Raw genomic sequence first — 16,626 nt, 5'->3', positions numbered from 1 at the left:
TTCACAACCATATAAAAGAGAGAAAAGGATAAACGAGATATATGCCTATTAGACTAATTAAAGTATCGAAAAATTTGAATGTGGGAATCAACACTTTGGTTGAATTTCTACACAAGAAGGGTATTGAAATAGAAGCAAATCCTAACGCCAAAATAGAGGATGAACAGTACGATATACTGATCGCTGAATTCGGGAAAGACAAGAATATTCGTCGTGAAGCCACCGAAACACGGGAGAAAATGCACCGTCGCGAAGAAAAGCGCGAGACCGTGGCTATCGAAGGGTATGAGCTTCCCGAGACACCAGCTCCGAAGAAGAAGGTGGAAAAAGAGGTCATTGAGACAGAGATACCGAATGAATTGAAACCCCACTTCAACGTCGTGGGCAGCATCGATCTGGACAATCTTCATAAAAAGAAAACAGAGCCGAAGCAGGAAGAAGAGATCGTTGAGACCACGCCTGAAGCAGTAGCCGTTCCCGAACCAGCCAAAACTGAGCCGGCTCCATCAATCCCTGAATTACAGGACATTGTACCGGATCCGGTCAAGGAAGAGCTGGAGGTTTCCGTTGATGAAACTTCCGTCGATCAAGAGGAAAAAAGCACCATTGTAACGGTGGAAGAAAAAGCCGAACCTCGCAAAGTGGAAGTAGAAGAGGCTCCCGCTGTTGAGACAGAGACGATTTCCGAAGAAACGGAAAAGGCAGTTGTTGCCGAAGAAATACCACAGGCTGAGGCCGAAGTTCCCGAGGAAGCTGCTGCTCAGGAAGAAGCAGCACAACCGGAACAAACAGGCTCCGGAAAAGTGTTTCGTCTTCATAAGACCAAGCTGGAATCGAACATTGTGGTAAAAGGGTCCATCGACCTGGATGCAATCAATGATCGCACCCGACCGCCCCGTAAATCAAGAGCACAGCGCAAGAAAGAACGTCTTGAGCGTGAACAGAAATCCCTCGACAGCAAAAAGCTGAAAGAAGAAAAGGTAAAACTGCTCAAGAAGGAAGCAATCGACGAAAAGAAAAAACAGCCTGCGTCACCCGATGCCGACGAGGACAACAAGAAGAAAAAGCGTACGCGCATCCGCACAAGCAAAGTAAACATCGACAAGCCAGTCGGTTTCGGCCAGCAGACATCGAGAGGCGACAGAAGGCCGTCCCTCAGAAAGCCGGTCAAGGCCGAAGTGAGTGAGGAAGATGTACAAAAACAAATCAAGGAGACCCTTGCCCGCCTCACGGAGAAAAGAGGAAAGAAGGGAGGAGCCAAATATCGCCGCGAAAAAAGGGAAGCCAGTGCCCACAGGTATCAGGAGGAACTCAAGCAGCAGGAAAGAGAAAGCCGCGTATTGCAGCTGACGGAGTTTGTAACCGCAAACGACCTGGCCAACATGATGGATGTGCCGGTAACCAGCGTCATCTCCACCTGTATGAGTCTGGGTGTGATGGTAGCCATCAACCAGCGTCTTGACGCGGAAACCATCAACATTGTGGCCGAAGAATATGGGTTTAAGACACAATATGTGAGTGCCGATGTGATAGAGGCCATTGCTGAGGAGGAGGATGCACCGGAAGACCTTGTTCCACGCCCTCCCATTGTCACGGTGATGGGCCATGTGGATCACGGAAAGACCTCGTTGCTCGACAGCATCCGCAGCACCAATGTGATTGCCGGTGAAGCGGGAGGGATCACCCAGCATATCGGTGCCTACAATGTGAAGCTGAGTGACGGCAGGAAGATCACCTTCCTCGATACACCCGGCCACGAAGCGTTTACCGCCATGCGTGCCCGTGGAGCCAAGGTAACGGACGTAGCCATCATCATTGTGGCTGCCGACGACAACGTGATGCCGCAAACGGTGGAGGCTATCAACCACGCCGGAGCAGCGGGTGTACCTATTGTATTTGCCATCAATAAGATAGACAAGCCCGGGGCAAATCCCGAAAAGATAAAAGAGAGACTTGCCGAAATGAACTACCTGGTAGAAGACTGGGGCGGCAAGTATCAGTCGCAGGATATTTCCGCAAAGAAGGGAGTCGGCATCCAGGAGCTACTGGAAAAAGTACTGCTCGAAGCTGACCTGCTGGAGCTGAAAGCCAACCCCGATCGCAGGGCCTCAGGCTCGATCATCGAGTCGGAGCTCGACAAAGGACGCGGTTATGTATCAACGGTACTGGTCGAAAACGGCACCCTGCATCAGGGAGACATCGTGATTGCCGGAGCCTATTTCGGCCGTGTAAAAGCGATGTTCAACGAGCGCAATCAGCGCATTGAAGCAGCCGGCCCTGCCGAACCCGCACTGATCCTCGGACTCAACGGAGCCCCACAGGCAGGAGACACGTTCAACGTGATGGAAACGGAACAGGAGGCACGCTCTATAGCCAACCGTCGTGAACAACTGCAGCGTGAGCAGTCGATACGCACCCAGAAGATGCTGACGCTCGACGATATCGGCCGCAGAATCGCCATCGGAAACTTCCAGCAACTGAACATCATTGTAAAAGGCGATGTGGACGGTTCGGTGGAGGCCCTCTCCGACTCGCTCATTCAGCTCTCGACCGAAGAAATTCAGGTGAACGTGATTCACAAGGCTGTAGGGCAGATCTCGGAATCCGACGTCACGCTGGCCGCCGCCTCCGACGCCATCATCATTGGGTTCCAGGTACGTCCTTCACTGGGAGCACGCAAGGAAGCCGAAAAAGAAGGAGTGGACATCCGGCTCTATTCCATCATCTACGACACCATTGAAGAGGTGAAAGCCGCCATGGAAGGTATGCTCTCGCCGGATATCAAGGAAGATATTACCGGAAATGTGGAGGTGCTGGATGTGTTTAAGATCACCAAGGTGGGCACTGTGGCCGGTTCTATGGTGCGCGACGGTAAAATAAAGCGTTCAAGCCGCATACGGCTTATCCGCGACGGTATCGTCATCTTCACCGGCGAGCTGGATTCACTAAAACGTTTCAAGGAAGATGTGAGAGAAGTTACCTCGGGTTACGAATGCGGTATCACGATTCGTAATTTCAACGACATCAAAGTGGGTGACGTGATTGAAGCTTACGAAGAGACAGAAGTAAAGAAAACATTGTAGAGACGCCCCCTCTGCATACAATATTCCGGTAAAACGGGATACAACGGGGCACATTTGTAAACCAGTTGACATTGTAATTTTAATTCCTACCCTGACAGCGGCCGCATCCGCTATCTTCAAAGGCTGATGCGGCCGCAACACACAGGGAAGGGTTAGAAATTTACGATGCAACCGGGTTACAAGGAAGAAATATTCATTCATTAAATTTTGACTATTCCCCGCTATGGCATAACCTGAACAACTCCGGTTCCGCACATAGAGCATTGTGGAATAGCTCCGTAAAATAGATGATTATGACAAAGAAAATCTTTTTCAGCCTTAGTCTGTTTATTTTGTTGATAAGTACGACAGCATTTGCGCAGATCACACCGCAGGTTTCAGTGGCTTTTGTAAATACAGCGGAACTGCTGGAGGTGTTCCCGGAGAAGGGACAAGCCACGCAGCAGCTGCTCACCCTAAGCGAAAATTACAAGAAAGAGCTGGAACTGATGCAAAACGAATACAACAAAAAGTATTCAGACTACATTACCTACCAGTCATCGCTGACGGAAAACATCAAACTACGCAGGATGCAGGAGCTCACAGAACTGGAAAACAGGATGCAGCAGTTTATGGAGTTGGCTCAGGAAGACATGGAGAACCAGGAGAAAGCATTGCTGGAACCACTGAAACAAAAGATCAGCGAAGCCATCCGCACTGTGGGGATTGAACGGAATTACACCGTTATTTACGACCTTGCCAATCCCGGAATTGCTTTTGTATCGCCTGCGGCAGTAGATGCCAATCCTTATGTAATGCAAAAGCTGGGCGTTCGTTAATGCAGCTTCTGGTGTGGTGAAGGAACAGCATACCTCAGGTGCAGGTGCAATCGGCATTTTCGATTCCGGGTACGGGGGACTCACCGTTTTATCCGGGATCAGGTCGCTGATGCCGGAGTATGACTATATCTATCTGGGCGACAATGCCCGTGCTCCTTACGGCAGCCGTTCCTTCGAAAGTGTATATGAATTTACCCTCGAAGCGGTAGCATGGTTCTTCTCGCACGGCTGCCCGCTCGTCATTCTTGCATGCAACACCGCTTCAGCAAAGGCGTTACGGACCATCCAGCAAGTCAATCTACCAACGATGAATCCCAGCAATAGAGTGCTCGGCGTTATTCGTCCCACCGCAGAAAGTCTTGCGGGACTCTCTCGCACAAACCACATCGGTGTACTGGGAACAGAGGGAACCATCCAGTCGGGCTCCTATGAGATAGAGGTGGAAAAGCTACATCCTCAGCTCACGGTTACCGGCGAAGCATGTCCCATGTGGGTGCCGCTTGTGGAAAATAGGGAGTTCGATAAGCCGGGTGCCGATTACTTTGTAAAACAACACATCGACCGCCTTTTTGCTAAGGATGCGCTGATAGACACCCTCATACTGGGCTGTACGCACTATCCATTGCTGCTGCCCAAGATCCGTCAGTTCCTCCCCCCTCACGTGAAGGTGGTTTCCCAGGGGAAATACGTGGCGGAAAGCCTGAAAGATTACCTCTACCGCCATCCCGGGATGGAGGAGAGATGCACAAAAAAGGGTACTATCCGCTATTTCACAACCGAATCGCCCGAAAAATTCAAACAACAGGCATCGCTCTTTCTGAACGAACGGGTTGATGCCGAAAAAACGAACTTAATACCCCTATGACGAACTGGTTTGATATACTTACCGGCATCCTGTTGCTGATTGCCTTTATCAACGGCTATCGCAAAGGGTTGATCATGCAGCTTGTGGGACTGGCCACCATTGTGCTGGCTGCCATCTTTGGAGGCCAACTGGCAGAAAAGATTCTCCCGGAGATCAACCGTCTGATGGAAATGTCTCCCAATGCGGCAAGGGTACTATCTTTCGTACTGGCCTTTGCCCTCATTGCGATCGTACTTTCGTTGATTGGCAAGCTTATCCAGAAATTCATCGATGTGGTCTTTCTCAGCTTTATCAACCGGCTACTCGGGAGCGTGATTGCAGTTGGCACCATGATGTTGTTTCTTAGCATCCTTCTAAACCTGGTGCTGATGCTCGATAAAAATGAGACGATCATCAAAAAAAACATCAGGGAAGAATCCTTCTTTTTTAAACGTGTGGAAGCTGTCGTACCGGCTATTGTACCCTATATGGACAAAGAATTATGGGAAGACTATATTCCCCGGAAATACAGGGAGGAACTTGAGAGAAAAGCCGACAGCATCTACCAGTCGTTGCCAGACAGCAACCGGATTGACTCAGTTTATCAACAGCGCCACTTCAACATCAATTAATGGGAAAAATATTTCAAATACACAAAGAGGGCAAAACGCCGCTGACAAGAATATTTATTGCGCTCCTGCTCATCAATCTTGTTACCTTCATCTTCCTGCCCGATACGATCTTCACGGCCATTGTTTTCGGACTGTCGCTGCTCCTGTTTGCCATGACGCTCAACTTTTACAGAAAGCCCGAACGCACCTACAAAGGTGATTTGCACGGTCTGGTAAATGCCCCTACCGACGGACGGATCGTTGCCATCGAGAAGGTGATTGAAAAAGAGTTTCTGCACGACGAACGAATAAAAATCTCCATCTTCATGTCGCTTTTCAACGCCCACTCCAACTGGGTGCCCGTGACGGGAAAGATAGTACATTTCTCCCACATAGATGGAAACTTCCATGCTGCCTACCTTCCCAAATCGAGCAACGAAAACGAACACACCAACATTGTAATTGAAACTCCCGAGCACGGGGTGATCCTTACCAAACAAATTGCCGGTGCCATGGCACGTCGCATCATCACCTATGTGCAGGAAGGAGAAGTGATCCATATCGGCTCTCCGCTCGGATTTATCAAACTGGGCTCCAGAATGGATATTTTCCTGCCACCGGACAGCGATATTCTGGTGGATATGGGCGAGGAAGTGCGTGCAAACGTTACCTTTCTGGCACGCCTGACCAAACAAAATCAATGACAGACATGAGGAAACATATACCCAATATCATCACACTGGCGAACCTGTTTTCGGGATGCATCGCAATAACGATGGCTTTTAAAGGAAATTTCACCGCTGTAGCAGCCTGGGTGGCCGTTGCTGCGCTGTTTGATTTTCTCGACGGCGTTTTTGCCCGTTGGCTGAACGCATATTCAGATATTGGAAAGGAGCTGGACTCGCTGGCCGACGTAGTCAGCTTCGGCGTTGCTCCGGCTGCGGCTGTATTTATATTACTACGGGATTATGCGCTCTTTTCCGCTTTGACCGGTCCGCTCTCCGAATTCGTTCCTTACCTGGCTTTTATGATTCCGTTGTTCTCTGCATTGCGCCTGGCTAAGTTCAATGTTGACGAACGGCAAACCACCTCTTTCAGGGGGTTGCCCACACCGGCCAACGGCCTCTTCTGGGTAAGCTTATGTGCAGGCATCTCGGACATGGCTGCCCGTAATTCCTATATTTTTCCGCTCATCATCCTGCTTATCGCAGTGCTCTCCTGGCTGATGATATCGGAGCTGCCGATGTTCTCGCTGAAAATAAAAAAGATAACCTGGAGGGGCTGTGAACGACAATGGCTTTTAGCGGCGCTCATGATCACTTTTGTCTTATTATTGGGCATAAGCGGTATTTCCCTGGGCATACTTGCCTACATTGTACTCTCCGCTATTCCACACCCCGCAAATCGTTAAATAAACCAAAGCTCCTCTGTGGATCAGCCGATTCATCGTATCTTTACGAAACAATCAAACATTATATACTATACAGCATATGGGATTTCTACTCAAATTTCTCTTTTTCTTTGTGGCGGCGTATCTGCTCTTGAAAGCATTTGTCGGCTTTCTTTTTGGGAAGAGAAGTAATCAGTCTCCTCCACGTCCGCAGCAACGTGCATCACAACCCAAACAACCCGAAACGCAGGAAGAACGAATCATTGAATATCAGAAAAAGACATTCGAGAAGAGCGAGGCGGAAGATGTAGATTTTGTGGAAATAAAAAGCCACACAGGAAAGGAGTAACAGCCGGACAATAACAACGTTCGCTTCAAGAATAGCCACCTTTGCATGCAAATGGCAGTCTTCCTTTTTGTAGAGAAAATTTAATCAAAATCATATAAGAAAATTACACAAAAGACTATGACAGATATTTTCGAAAGGCTTAAAAGCGTCAATGGGCCGCTGGAACAGTACCGCCAAAAAGCGGAAGGTTATTTTATGTTTCCCGAACTTGAGGGAGAAATTGGGCCGCGGATGAGGTTCCACGGCAAGGAGGTGATTACCTGGAGTTTAAACAATTACCTGGGGCTGGCCAACCATCCCGAGGTGCGTGAAGCCGATGCCAAAGCCGCAGCCGACTGGGGCATGGCTTACCCAATGGGTGCCCGCATGATGTCGGGCCAGACAAAATACCACAAGGAGCTGGAAGAGAAACTGGCACGTTTTGAGAAGAAAGAAGCAGCCTACCTGCTAAACTACGGTTATCAGGGAATGGTATCCATCCTCGACTCCCTCGTATCCCGCAACGACGTCATCGTCTACGATTCCGAAGCACACGCCTGCATCATGGACGGTATCTTCCTGCACAAGGCAAAGGGAGGGAAAAGCTTCGTCTATGCACACAACGATATGGAGAAATGCGAGAAGATGCTCGGTTTTGCCACCCGCAAAGCGGAAGAAAACGGCGGCGGCATCCTGGTCATTACCGAAGGTGTTTTCGGCATGTCGGGCAGCCTGGGCAATCTCCCGGGTATCGTGAAGCTAAGGGAAAAGTACGATTTCCGGATCATGATCGACGATGCTCACGGCTTCGGCACAATGGGTGAAACCGGTGCAGGTGCCAGCGAGCATTTCGGACTGATGGACGAGGTAGACATCTACTTTGCCACTTTTGCCAAGTCGATGGCCGGCATCGGTGCTTTTGTAGCCTCCGAGAAGGCAATTGTGGATTCGCTAAAGTACAACATGCGCTCGCAGATTTTTGCCAAGTCACTGCCCATGCCCATGGTCATCGGTGCTTTAAAACGCCTTGAGCTGCTGCAGACGCAGCCGCAACACCGGGAAAACCTCTGGAAAATAGCCAAATCGCTTCAGTCGGGCCTGATAGCCGAAGGGTTCAACATCGGCCATACAGAGTCACCCGTCACACCGGTCTACGTGAAAGGAAACGTAGCCGAGGGAACCAACGTGGTGGTCGATCTGCGCGAAAACCACGGTATCTTCTGCTCCATCGTAGCCTACCCGGTCGTGCCCAGGGATGTGCTGATGCTCAGGCTCATCCCCACTGCTGCCCACACGCAGAAGGAGGTGGATGAAACCATCGAAGTATTCAAAAAGATCAAGGTGAACCTCGAAGCCGGAAAATACAAAGCAGAGGAAATGCAATCGATGTCGATCGAGTAACAAAATAAAAAAATGCTACGTGTCAAAATACAGCACAAATACCACCTGACCTGTACCCGGTGTGGTTATGTGACACCCAACTTCTGGACCTGGTTCGATCAGCACCAGCAATGCCCGAAGTGCGGCAGCAAACATTCCGAGGTCTGGTACAACCGACGATACCAGCGGTTGCCGCGCATCATTAAACGGAAACCGGACAGTTTCTGGCACTATTTTCCCTTTCTCCCCCTGCTGCGCCGAAGGCACATCATCTCCCGGGGAGAAGGAGCTGTGCCGGTGGAGCGATGGACCTTTCTGGAAGAGTTTGCCAGAAAGGAGTTTGACCTCAACATCAGGGTGCATGTCTACCGCAACGACCTGAATGGCGGCACGGGCACTTTTAAGGATGTTGCTGCCTCCATGGCGGCGAGCCTTTTCAACGAGATAGGGATCAGTCAGTACTGCATCGCCTCGACGGGCAACTCGGCTACAGCCTATGCCAGATACCTCTCCATGGCGAAAGTGAACTGTTCCGTCTTCATGCCGGAAGATGCCATCAGGACCTCAGAAGCCACCATCAGTTCATACGGTCAGCAGGTCTTCCGGGTGATGGGGGATTATGCCAGAGCGAAGGAGATCGCCGCCGGCTATGCCCAAATTCACCATATTCCGATGTCCACAGGCAACATTGATCCCATCCGTGTGGAAGCCAAGAAGACCATGGTCTTCGAGTGGCTCCGGCAGATGGATAAATTTCCCGATGTCTACATCCAGGCAGTGAGTGGTGGCACGGGTCCCATTGCCATCGACAAAGGAATCCGGGAGATCAGACATATATATCCTGAACTGAAGAACCCCCGCTTTCTGCTGGTGCAGACCGACAAGTGCGACCCCATGGTACAGGCATGGGAGAAGGCAGAAGCGGCTGGCTTCCCGGAGGGCTACGAGCAGGATTACCCGATAATCGACAACCCACAGACGGAAGTGCCTACGCTGGCTACCGGCAATCCGGCCAGCTATCCCCTCATCGCCAGGCTGGTAAAAAATTCCGGCGGCGCCTTCTTGCGTATGCGGGAGGAGAAACTACTTTCTCTTGGCAAGCTGATGGCGTACGAACAGAAGGTGATTCCCGGTCCCGCCTCGGCAGTAGGCATGGCAGGATTTTTCGTTGCCTTGCGGAAGAACCTGATCAAGAGCGGGGAGACCGTACTGATCAACCTGGGCGAAGGGCCCAACCGTGCACCGGCCTTTCTGGAACAGATGATCTATACCTCTCGCAACGTGAGCCATGTGGACGAATGTGAACCGCACTCCATGGACGACTTCCGGGCGCAACTCTGGAAGGAAGTTTTGGAAAATTAAGCAAAACACTCAAGAGTCGAGACACAGGATTCAGGAAATTTTCAAACGGAATGCTGAAAACGAAAGACGAAATGTTGAACAACAAAACCATATGGATTACGGGCGCCTCGTCGGGTATTGGCGAAGCGTGCGCCTACCTGTGGGCAAAATCGCCGGAAAAGGTCAACCTGATTCTTACCGCCACCCGGGCCGACAGGCTGACGGAGGTACAACAGGAGTGCATCCGTCTGGGAGCCCGGTGCGAGATATTGCCTTACGACCTCTCCGACCCGACACACATTGATACGCTAACGGACAATGCCGTGGCACTCTTCGGCAGGATCGACATCGCCTTCCTCAATGCCGGCATCAGTCAGCGCGGCAAAACGTTGGAAACCGACTTTCAGGTAGACCGAAAAATCATGGATGTGAACTTCTTCGCACCAGTCAGGATCACCAAGAGGTTACTCCCGAAAATGATAGAGAAGGGCGGCGGAACAATTGCCGTCACCAGCAGCATCGCCGGCCGCTTTGGCTTTCCGCTGCGCTCGGCATACGCCTCCTCTAAATTTGCCCTCTACGGCTTTTTCGAGACCGTACATGCCGAATATTACGATGAAAATATCCGTGTGGTGATGGTCTGCCCCGGCAGGGTGCGTACGCAGATCTCCTTCAACGCACTGGAGGCGGACGGCACAAAACACGGGCGGATGGACGAAGGGCAGCAAAAGGGAATAACGGCAGAGAAGGCAGCCCGGAAGATTGTGAAAGCAATCAAACAACAGAAGCCGGAAGTACTGGTGGGCGGTCCCGAGTTGCTGATGGTGTACATCAAACGGTTTATTCCTAGCCTCTCGCGAAGGCTGGTACGGCAAATCAACGCTACCTGAACAGGTTATTCCACTCAACCGGATTCACACTTAATCAATCTCTCAACAAATGGCACAAGACTATAATATTGCCGGCATCCAGCAGGTAGGCATCGGAGTTGAAAATCTCTACGAAGCCTGGAAGTACTACATTGAACTGTTCCAGATGGACATCCGCATCCTGGAGGACAACAAGGTGGCGGAGCTGATGCTGCCCTACACCGGCGGAAAGCCACAGCGGCGGCATGCCGCCATTGCGGTCAACATGCAGGGCGGCGGCGGTTTTGAGGTGTGGCAGTACGCCGAACGGAAACCGCAACCTCTCTCCTACGAACTGAAGATGGGCGACCTGGGAGTGTTGGTCTGTAAGATCAAAAGCAGGAATGTGGCGCATGCATTCAATGCCTTCTCCCGGAACCCCAAAGCAAGACTTGCCGGCGATCTGAACGACAACATCGGCGGCGGGCAGACTTTTTACCTGAAAGACCCCTACGGAAACCTGTTCCAGGTGGTACAGGACGACTATCTCTTCAAGGACGAAGGTCAGCTCACCGGCGGCGTGGCGGGCGTCACCATCGGCGTCACCGATATTGAGAGGGCGATGACGGTTTACAAAGATATTTTGGGGTACGACACAGTCCTGGCCGACGAAACCGGTGTTTTTCCCGATTATGAGGCACTGCCCGGGGGAACGGGACGCTTCCGCCGACGTCTGCTGGGCCACTCCCGACCGAGAAAAGGAAGCTTCAGCGAGCTGTTCGGTCCTTCCCGCATCGAATTGGTGCAGGCGCTGAACCGCACCCCGCGAAAGATTTACGAAGGTCGCTTCTGGGGAGATCCTGGCTTTATCCAGGTCTGCTTCGACATCCGCAACATGGAGGCCCTTGGCAAACACTGTGCAGCGCTGGGATACCCCTTCACGGTGGACACCACACAGAAATTCAGAGAAGGAAGCTCATTTGACATGGGCGATGCAGCGGGCCAGTTCGCCTACATCGAAGATCCGGACGGCACGCTGATCGAGTTCGTGGAGACCCACAAGGTGCCGCTGGTGAAAAAGCTGGGGCTGAGCATCAACCTGCAAAACAGGGATCCCGAAAAGCCGCTCCCCCGCTGGATGCTGAAGGCACTGAGCCTGATGCGGGTCAAACCGGAGCGTTTGCAATAACCGCCAAAAGGCAGAAACCCTGCTTCCTCCGCGGTGTGCCTTTTTGCTTTACTCGACACAGAGGGCAAACCAATTTTCACGCATTACCCCTTAATTAATACAATTATTCGCTCATTTTCCCGTTATACAGATAATGAGAAAACGACGGTTGCACTGTTTTTTGTTGTTTATGCTGTCCTGCACCTCCATAATGCAGGCACAATGGGATGCACCGTTCAGTCACTACTGGGCGGTGAAGGCTTTTTATAACCCTGCCTTTGCCGGCGAAACGGAACAGATACGGAGCGCAGTACTCTACCGGCATCAGTGGGCAGGCATAGAAAATGCCCCCAAAAGGGGGGTGCTGACTGCCGATATGCCGGTGGAGTTTCTGCGACGGCGACACGGCACCGGGATTGTCGTCAGTTTCGAACAAATGAGATCCCTGCGCAATGATTTGCTGGGCGGCCAATACAGCTATCGCCGGGAGATTGGGAAGGGAGCGCTGCAGATCGGGATACAGGCCGGCATCCGGAGATTGAAATTTGATGCAGGCAGCCTGACATATACTCCCGGTGCAGGACCTTACCAGCGCGGCATGCTGCAGGTAAATCCCGTGGACAGACAGCTGCCGGATCTGAATGCCGGCATTGCCTGGAGCAGCCCCCATGCTTTCGCAGGCCTGTCGGTACTGCATCTGACCCAACCCGGATTCTATGCCTACAACGACTCCCTGCCGGCGATCGACCTTCAGACCGACTCTGCCCGTTCCTCAATTCCCCGCTCTTATCATTTCATGGCCGGATACAATATTTCGTTGTTTGCTCCGTTAATCATACAACCGATGGTATGGATGCAGTCCAGTCTCAGCGGGACGGAGGCGCATGCAACGCTGCGCCTGGAATACGGCCACAAATTCTCGGGCGGCTTTACCTGGTCTCCCGGCGAAGGATATGTTGTTTTTGGCAGTACCACCTTTCAGGATCTGGAAATGGGATATGCATACAACAAACATACCACCGGCCCGGGTAGTGAAAGTAAAGGCAGCCACGAACTCTACCTCCGCTATGATCTGCCGTTGGATTATTTCAGACCGAAGGTGCAGCCGCAAAAGAGTATCCGGCTATTGTGAAATTAAGAAGGTTCAGAAAAACAGAAACGAACCGCTAAGAACAAATTGTATGGTAATTACGGAAAACTGACAACCAACATATGAAGAAATATTTCCTTTTCCTTACACTGATGATGCTGGTGATCTCCTGCGGCCGGCCCGGCATCGGCAGCATAGGCGGTGAGTTGACCGGGGTTCCGGTAGGAAAGGTGTGGGACGAACCCACACCCTACAACATGGTGCTCGTCACGCGCGGCTCCATCACCATGGGTCCCGGCAACATCGACTCGCTCTGGGGCATCACCATCCCCACAAGAGGTATCTCGGTCGACAATTTCTGGATGGACGAAACGGAAATCACCAACTCACAGTACAAGCAGTTTGTCTACTGGGTGCGCGACTCCATCATCCGCGAACGGATTGCCGACCCGCGCTATGCGGGCGACGACTTTTACAAGATTACCGAAAATGAATACGGCGATCCTGTCACACCGCACCTCAACTGGTCCATCCCCATCCCCTGGAGCCGCAACACCGAAGAGGAGGAGGCAGCCATCAACAGCCTCTACGTCACCCACCCCATCACGGGACAGAGAATGCTCGACGCCGCGCAACTCAACTTTCGCTACGAGTGGTTCGATGCGGCAGAGGCAGCCCGCCGGCAACGACAGCTCAACAAGGTGCAGGCGACAGCTACCGGAAGTGGGAACAGTGATGCAGAAACAGTGATGATCTCCAAAGATACCGCCTATGTCGCCTTCAACGGACAAATCGTCAACGAGACCATCACCCGCCCCCTGAGTAGCCTCTACGACTTCGTCCACACCCGCATCGTCAATATCTACCCCGACACCACCACCTGGGTCAACGACTTCCCCAACGCCAACAACGAAGTCTACATGCGCAACTACTTCTCCCACCCCGCCTACGCACACCATCCTGTGGTGGGAGTCACCTGGGAGCAAGCCACCGCCTTCTGCGAGTGGCGAACAATGTTCCTGCGCCGGAGCATCAACAGAGAAGGAGTACAAATTGAAAAATACCGACTGCCCACCGAGGCAGAGTGGGAACTGGCAGCACGCAACGCCAACAGCGACAGTCGCTACCCCTGGGAAACAGGCGACGGAAAAAGTGCCCCCGACTGCTACCAGGCTAACTTCAACCCCGGCGAGGGAGCCTATGCGGCGGACAACCACCTCATCCCGGCTCGGGTACGCAGCTTCAAGCCCAACCAGTTCGGACTCTACGACATGGCGGGCAACGTGGCCGAGTGGACCTCCACCGCCTACAGCAGCTCCGGCCTCGAGCTGATGAACGACCTCAACCCGGAGTATCGCTACAACGCACAGGCAGACGATCCCGGCATCCTGAAACGCAAGGTGGTGAAGGGAGGCTCCTGGAAAGACAACGCCACCTTCATCCGTTCCGACATCCGTGACTCGGAGCTGCAGCACAAGGGGCGCTCCTGGATCGGGTTCCGCTGCGTACGCACCCAGGTGGGTACCGGGAAGTAAAAGCACAAACAGCAACAAAACAGCAATCCTATGAATGCATACCACAGATATAAAAACCGACTGGAACGATACCTGCAGACCGAACGAGGGAAACGTTTCATCAATTTTGCATACAGCTTTGGCGCGGCCATCGTGATCCTGGGCGCCATGTTCAAGCTGCTACACTTTCCCTTTGGCAACGAGATGCTCTTTATCGGGATGATGACCGAGGTATGTGTGTTTATCATCTCCGCCTTCGACACCCCCGTGCGCGACTATCCCTGGGAGCAGGTGTTTCCGGCACTCACCTCACCGAACCCCGAGGAGCAGCCTGATTTCGGGACCGATGCCCTTGCACCTCCATCCACCTCGTCCCAGGTCACCCGGGTACAAGATATGCATACCGGAAATCAGTCCCAGCAACCCCACTCAGATACAATACCCGCAATTTCCACCCATCTCGCCAACCACACCGAAGAGTACACCAAACAAATGGAGAGTTTGAACCGCACCCTTTCCGGCCTCAATTCACTTTATGAACTACAACTGAAAGGAATCAGCGGACAGATCGACACCATCGAGCAAATCAACCGGGGACTGCAACGACTGAAGACCACCTACAGCGACACCTTGCCCGACGGCACCGTAATCGGCCGCGAGACCGAACGGATGGCAGCACAGCTGCACGAGCTGAACGAAGCCTATGCCCGCATGCTGCAGGCCATGACCGTACACAGAGGCGGCAATAGCACAGCCTCTCAACCCTAATTCATTTCCACACATGGCAGTAAACAGTCCCAACTCCCCCCGACAGAAGATGATCAACCTGATGTACCTCGTCTTCATTGCGATGCTGGCCCTCAACGTCTCGGTAGAGGTACTCGACGGCTTCGGGGTGGTGGATGAACGGCTCGGCCATTCCTCACTGACCATGGAAGAACGAAACAAACAAATCATGGAGGAACTTGCTGCCTACCACCACACCAACCCGGAGAAGGCGGGCGAATGGTACAACAAAGGGACGCAAGTACGCAGAATGAGCGACTCCCTCACGCAGTATATCAACAACCTGAAACAACAGATGGTGCAAGAAGCGGACGGAAAGCGAGGCAATATCCACCACATCCGACATAAAGACGACCTCGAGGCCGCCGCGGTGGTGATGCTCTCCCCCCTGCGGGGTGAAGGAAAGAAGCTGCGAAGCGCCATCGACACCTACCGGGAGCAACTCATGACGTGGGTGGAAGATCCCTCGCGCAGCACCCTGATTGCCCGCTACCTCTCCACCGAGGCAGCACCCGGTGGCCGGAACTGGGAATCGTCCCTGTTTGAGCAGATGCCGCTCGCTGCCGCCATCACCCTGCTCACCAAGATCGAAAACGACATCCGCCTCTCCGAAGGAGAAGCGCTGTCATCCCTCCTTCAGGGCATTGACGCCGGCGACTACCGCCTCAACCGGCTCAATGCCTGGCTCATTCCCCAATCGGAGACAGTCCTCCAGGGCAGCAGCTACCACGCCCGTGTGGTCCTGGCTGCGGAAGACACCACCCGGCATCCCCATATCGTAGTGCAGGGACAGCCCCTTGAAGTCGGTAACGACGGCTCCTTCACGCTACCCGCACCCCACAGCGGCACCTTCCCGGTAGAAGGGCATGTGGAACTGACCGGCAGCGACGGCACCGTCACACGCCACGACTTCCGCAGCAGCTATACCGTAATTGAGCCCATGGCCACCGTCGCCCCCACGCTGATGAACGTACTCTATGCAGGCATCGACAACGAAATAAGCATTTCCGTGCCCGGTGTCGCCCCGCAGGAGGTGAGCGCCGTGATGGCCCACGGCACCCTCAGTAGACGCGGCAACCTCTGGGTAGCCCGTCCCACAAAAGCCGGCACAGAGGCCGTGATCACCGTCTCAGCCCGCACCGCTGATGGAGAAGCCCGCAGGGTGGCCACCCACACCTTCCGCGTACGCACCCTCCCCGACCCCACCCCCTATATCGAGTACCGCGATGCCGGAGGCAACCCGGTCATACGCAAGGGAGGCAGCATCCCCAAGGCAGCACTGCTGCAGAGCGACGGCCTCAAGGCAGCCATCGACGATGGCATCCTCCACGTGCCCTTTCAAGTGAAAAGCTTCCGCACCGTCCTCTTCGATTCCATGGGCAACGCCATCCCCGAGGTATCCGATGGCAACCGCTTCTCGGAGAG

The 16,626-nt window shown here is 52.9% G+C and carries 15 protein-coding genes; all 15 read left to right on the top strand.

What is annotated here, in order from left to right:
• Positions 1-41 precede the first annotated feature (41 nt).
• Positions 42-3,083: a translation initiation factor IF-2 gene (gene infB / locus B3Z75_RS09555; RefSeq protein ID WP_294070802.1), complete on the top strand. Its 3,042-nt coding sequence runs from the start codon at positions 42-44 to the stop codon at positions 3,081-3,083.
• Between the two features lie 293 nt (positions 3,084-3,376).
• Positions 3,377-3,901, top strand: a complete 525-nt coding sequence (locus B3Z75_RS09550) for an OmpH family outer membrane protein (RefSeq protein WP_294070799.1) — start codon at positions 3,377-3,379, stop codon at positions 3,899-3,901.
• A 16-nt stretch (positions 3,902-3,917) separates the two neighbouring features.
• Positions 3,918-4,766 (top strand): glutamate racemase, encoded by an 849-nt coding sequence (gene murI / locus B3Z75_RS09545; RefSeq protein WP_294070796.1) that lies wholly within the window; start codon positions 3,918-3,920, stop codon positions 4,764-4,766.
• Positions 4,763-5,377 (top strand): CvpA family protein, encoded by a 615-nt coding sequence (locus tag B3Z75_RS09540; protein ID WP_294070793.1) that lies wholly within the window; start codon positions 4,763-4,765, stop codon positions 5,375-5,377. Before murI ends, B3Z75_RS09540 begins: the two co-directional genes overlap by 4 nt.
• Positions 5,377-6,060: a phosphatidylserine decarboxylase family protein gene (locus B3Z75_RS09535; RefSeq protein ID WP_294070791.1), complete on the top strand. Its 684-nt coding sequence runs from the start codon at positions 5,377-5,379 to the stop codon at positions 6,058-6,060. The genes B3Z75_RS09540 and B3Z75_RS09535 overlap by 1 nt, the downstream gene beginning before the upstream one ends.
• Positions 6,061-6,065: 5 nt before the next feature.
• Entirely contained in the window at positions 6,066-6,767 is a 702-nt protein-coding gene (pssA, locus tag B3Z75_RS09530; protein ID WP_294070788.1) for a CDP-diacylglycerol--serine O-phosphatidyltransferase, read from the top strand.
• 79 nt (positions 6,768-6,846) lie between these two features.
• Positions 6,847-7,095 carry a hypothetical protein gene (locus tag B3Z75_RS09525; RefSeq protein WP_294070785.1) on the top strand — a complete coding sequence of 83 codons (249 nt, stop codon included), beginning with the start codon at positions 6,847-6,849 and terminating at the stop codon, positions 7,093-7,095.
• Between the two features lie 117 nt (positions 7,096-7,212).
• Positions 7,213-8,475, top strand: a complete 1,263-nt coding sequence (locus tag B3Z75_RS09520; protein ID WP_294070782.1) for an aminotransferase class I/II-fold pyridoxal phosphate-dependent enzyme — start codon at positions 7,213-7,215, stop codon at positions 8,473-8,475.
• A 12-nt stretch (positions 8,476-8,487) separates the two neighbouring features.
• On the top strand, positions 8,488-9,816 hold the full coding sequence (locus tag B3Z75_RS09515; RefSeq protein WP_294070779.1) for a threonine synthase: 1,329 nt from the start codon (positions 8,488-8,490) through the stop codon (positions 9,814-9,816).
• A gap of 50 nt (positions 9,817-9,866) precedes the next feature.
• Positions 9,867-10,685, top strand: a complete 819-nt coding sequence (locus tag B3Z75_RS09510; RefSeq protein ID WP_294070776.1) for an SDR family NAD(P)-dependent oxidoreductase — start codon at positions 9,867-9,869, stop codon at positions 10,683-10,685.
• Positions 10,686-10,734: 49 nt separating this feature from the next.
• Positions 10,735-11,832: a VOC family protein gene (locus B3Z75_RS09505; protein ID WP_294070773.1), complete on the top strand. Its 1,098-nt coding sequence runs from the start codon at positions 10,735-10,737 to the stop codon at positions 11,830-11,832.
• Between the two features lie 133 nt (positions 11,833-11,965).
• Complete coding sequence (locus B3Z75_RS09500) at positions 11,966-12,943, top strand: PorP/SprF family type IX secretion system membrane protein (RefSeq protein WP_294070770.1); 978 nt, start codon at positions 11,966-11,968, stop codon at positions 12,941-12,943.
• A gap of 80 nt (positions 12,944-13,023) precedes the next feature.
• A complete protein-coding gene (locus B3Z75_RS09495; RefSeq protein ID WP_294070767.1) occupies positions 13,024-14,436 on the top strand; it encodes an SUMF1/EgtB/PvdO family nonheme iron enzyme in 1,413 nt (470 codons plus the stop codon).
• 30 nt (positions 14,437-14,466) lie between these two features.
• On the top strand, positions 14,467-15,183 hold the full coding sequence (gene gldL / locus B3Z75_RS09490; protein ID WP_294070764.1) for a gliding motility protein GldL: 717 nt from the start codon (positions 14,467-14,469) through the stop codon (positions 15,181-15,183).
• Between the two features lie 13 nt (positions 15,184-15,196).
• A partial coding sequence (gldM, locus tag B3Z75_RS09485; protein WP_294070761.1) for a gliding motility protein GldM occupies positions 15,197-16,626 on the top strand: 1,430 nt, incomplete at its 3' end.

It is taken from the genome of Proteiniphilum sp. UBA1028 (genome assembly GCF_002316955.1).
Classification (GTDB): Bacteria; Bacteroidota; Bacteroidia; order Bacteroidales; family Dysgonomonadaceae; genus Proteiniphilum.
This window is presented reverse-complemented; position numbering and strand designations above follow the sequence as displayed.

Bases quoted from the DNA above. Each gene is read 5' to 3' on its own strand.
- infB (WP_294070802.1), top strand. From the start codon at position 42: ATGCCTATTAGACTAATTAAAGTATCGAAAAATTTGAATGTGGGAATC.
- B3Z75_RS09550 (WP_294070799.1), top strand. From the start codon at position 3,377: ATGACAAAGAAAATCTTTTTCAGCCTTAGTCTGTTTATTTTGTTGATA.
- B3Z75_RS09540 (WP_294070793.1), top strand. From the start codon at position 4,763: ATGACGAACTGGTTTGATATACTTACCGGCATCCTGTTGCTGATTGCC.
- B3Z75_RS09535 (WP_294070791.1), top strand. From the start codon at position 5,377: ATGGGAAAAATATTTCAAATACACAAAGAGGGCAAAACGCCGCTGACA.
- pssA (WP_294070788.1), top strand. From the start codon at position 6,066: ATGAGGAAACATATACCCAATATCATCACACTGGCGAACCTGTTTTCG.
- B3Z75_RS09525 (WP_294070785.1), top strand. From the start codon at position 6,847: ATGGGATTTCTACTCAAATTTCTCTTTTTCTTTGTGGCGGCGTATCTG.
- B3Z75_RS09520 (WP_294070782.1), top strand. From the start codon at position 7,213: ATGACAGATATTTTCGAAAGGCTTAAAAGCGTCAATGGGCCGCTGGAA.
- B3Z75_RS09515 (WP_294070779.1), top strand. From the start codon at position 8,488: ATGCTACGTGTCAAAATACAGCACAAATACCACCTGACCTGTACCCGG.
- B3Z75_RS09510 (WP_294070776.1), top strand. From the start codon at position 9,867: ATGCTGAAAACGAAAGACGAAATGTTGAACAACAAAACCATATGGATT.
- B3Z75_RS09505 (WP_294070773.1), top strand. From the start codon at position 10,735: ATGGCACAAGACTATAATATTGCCGGCATCCAGCAGGTAGGCATCGGA.
- B3Z75_RS09500 (WP_294070770.1), top strand. From the start codon at position 11,966: ATGAGAAAACGACGGTTGCACTGTTTTTTGTTGTTTATGCTGTCCTGC.
- B3Z75_RS09495 (WP_294070767.1), top strand. From the start codon at position 13,024: ATGAAGAAATATTTCCTTTTCCTTACACTGATGATGCTGGTGATCTCC.
- gldL (WP_294070764.1), top strand. From the start codon at position 14,467: ATGAATGCATACCACAGATATAAAAACCGACTGGAACGATACCTGCAG.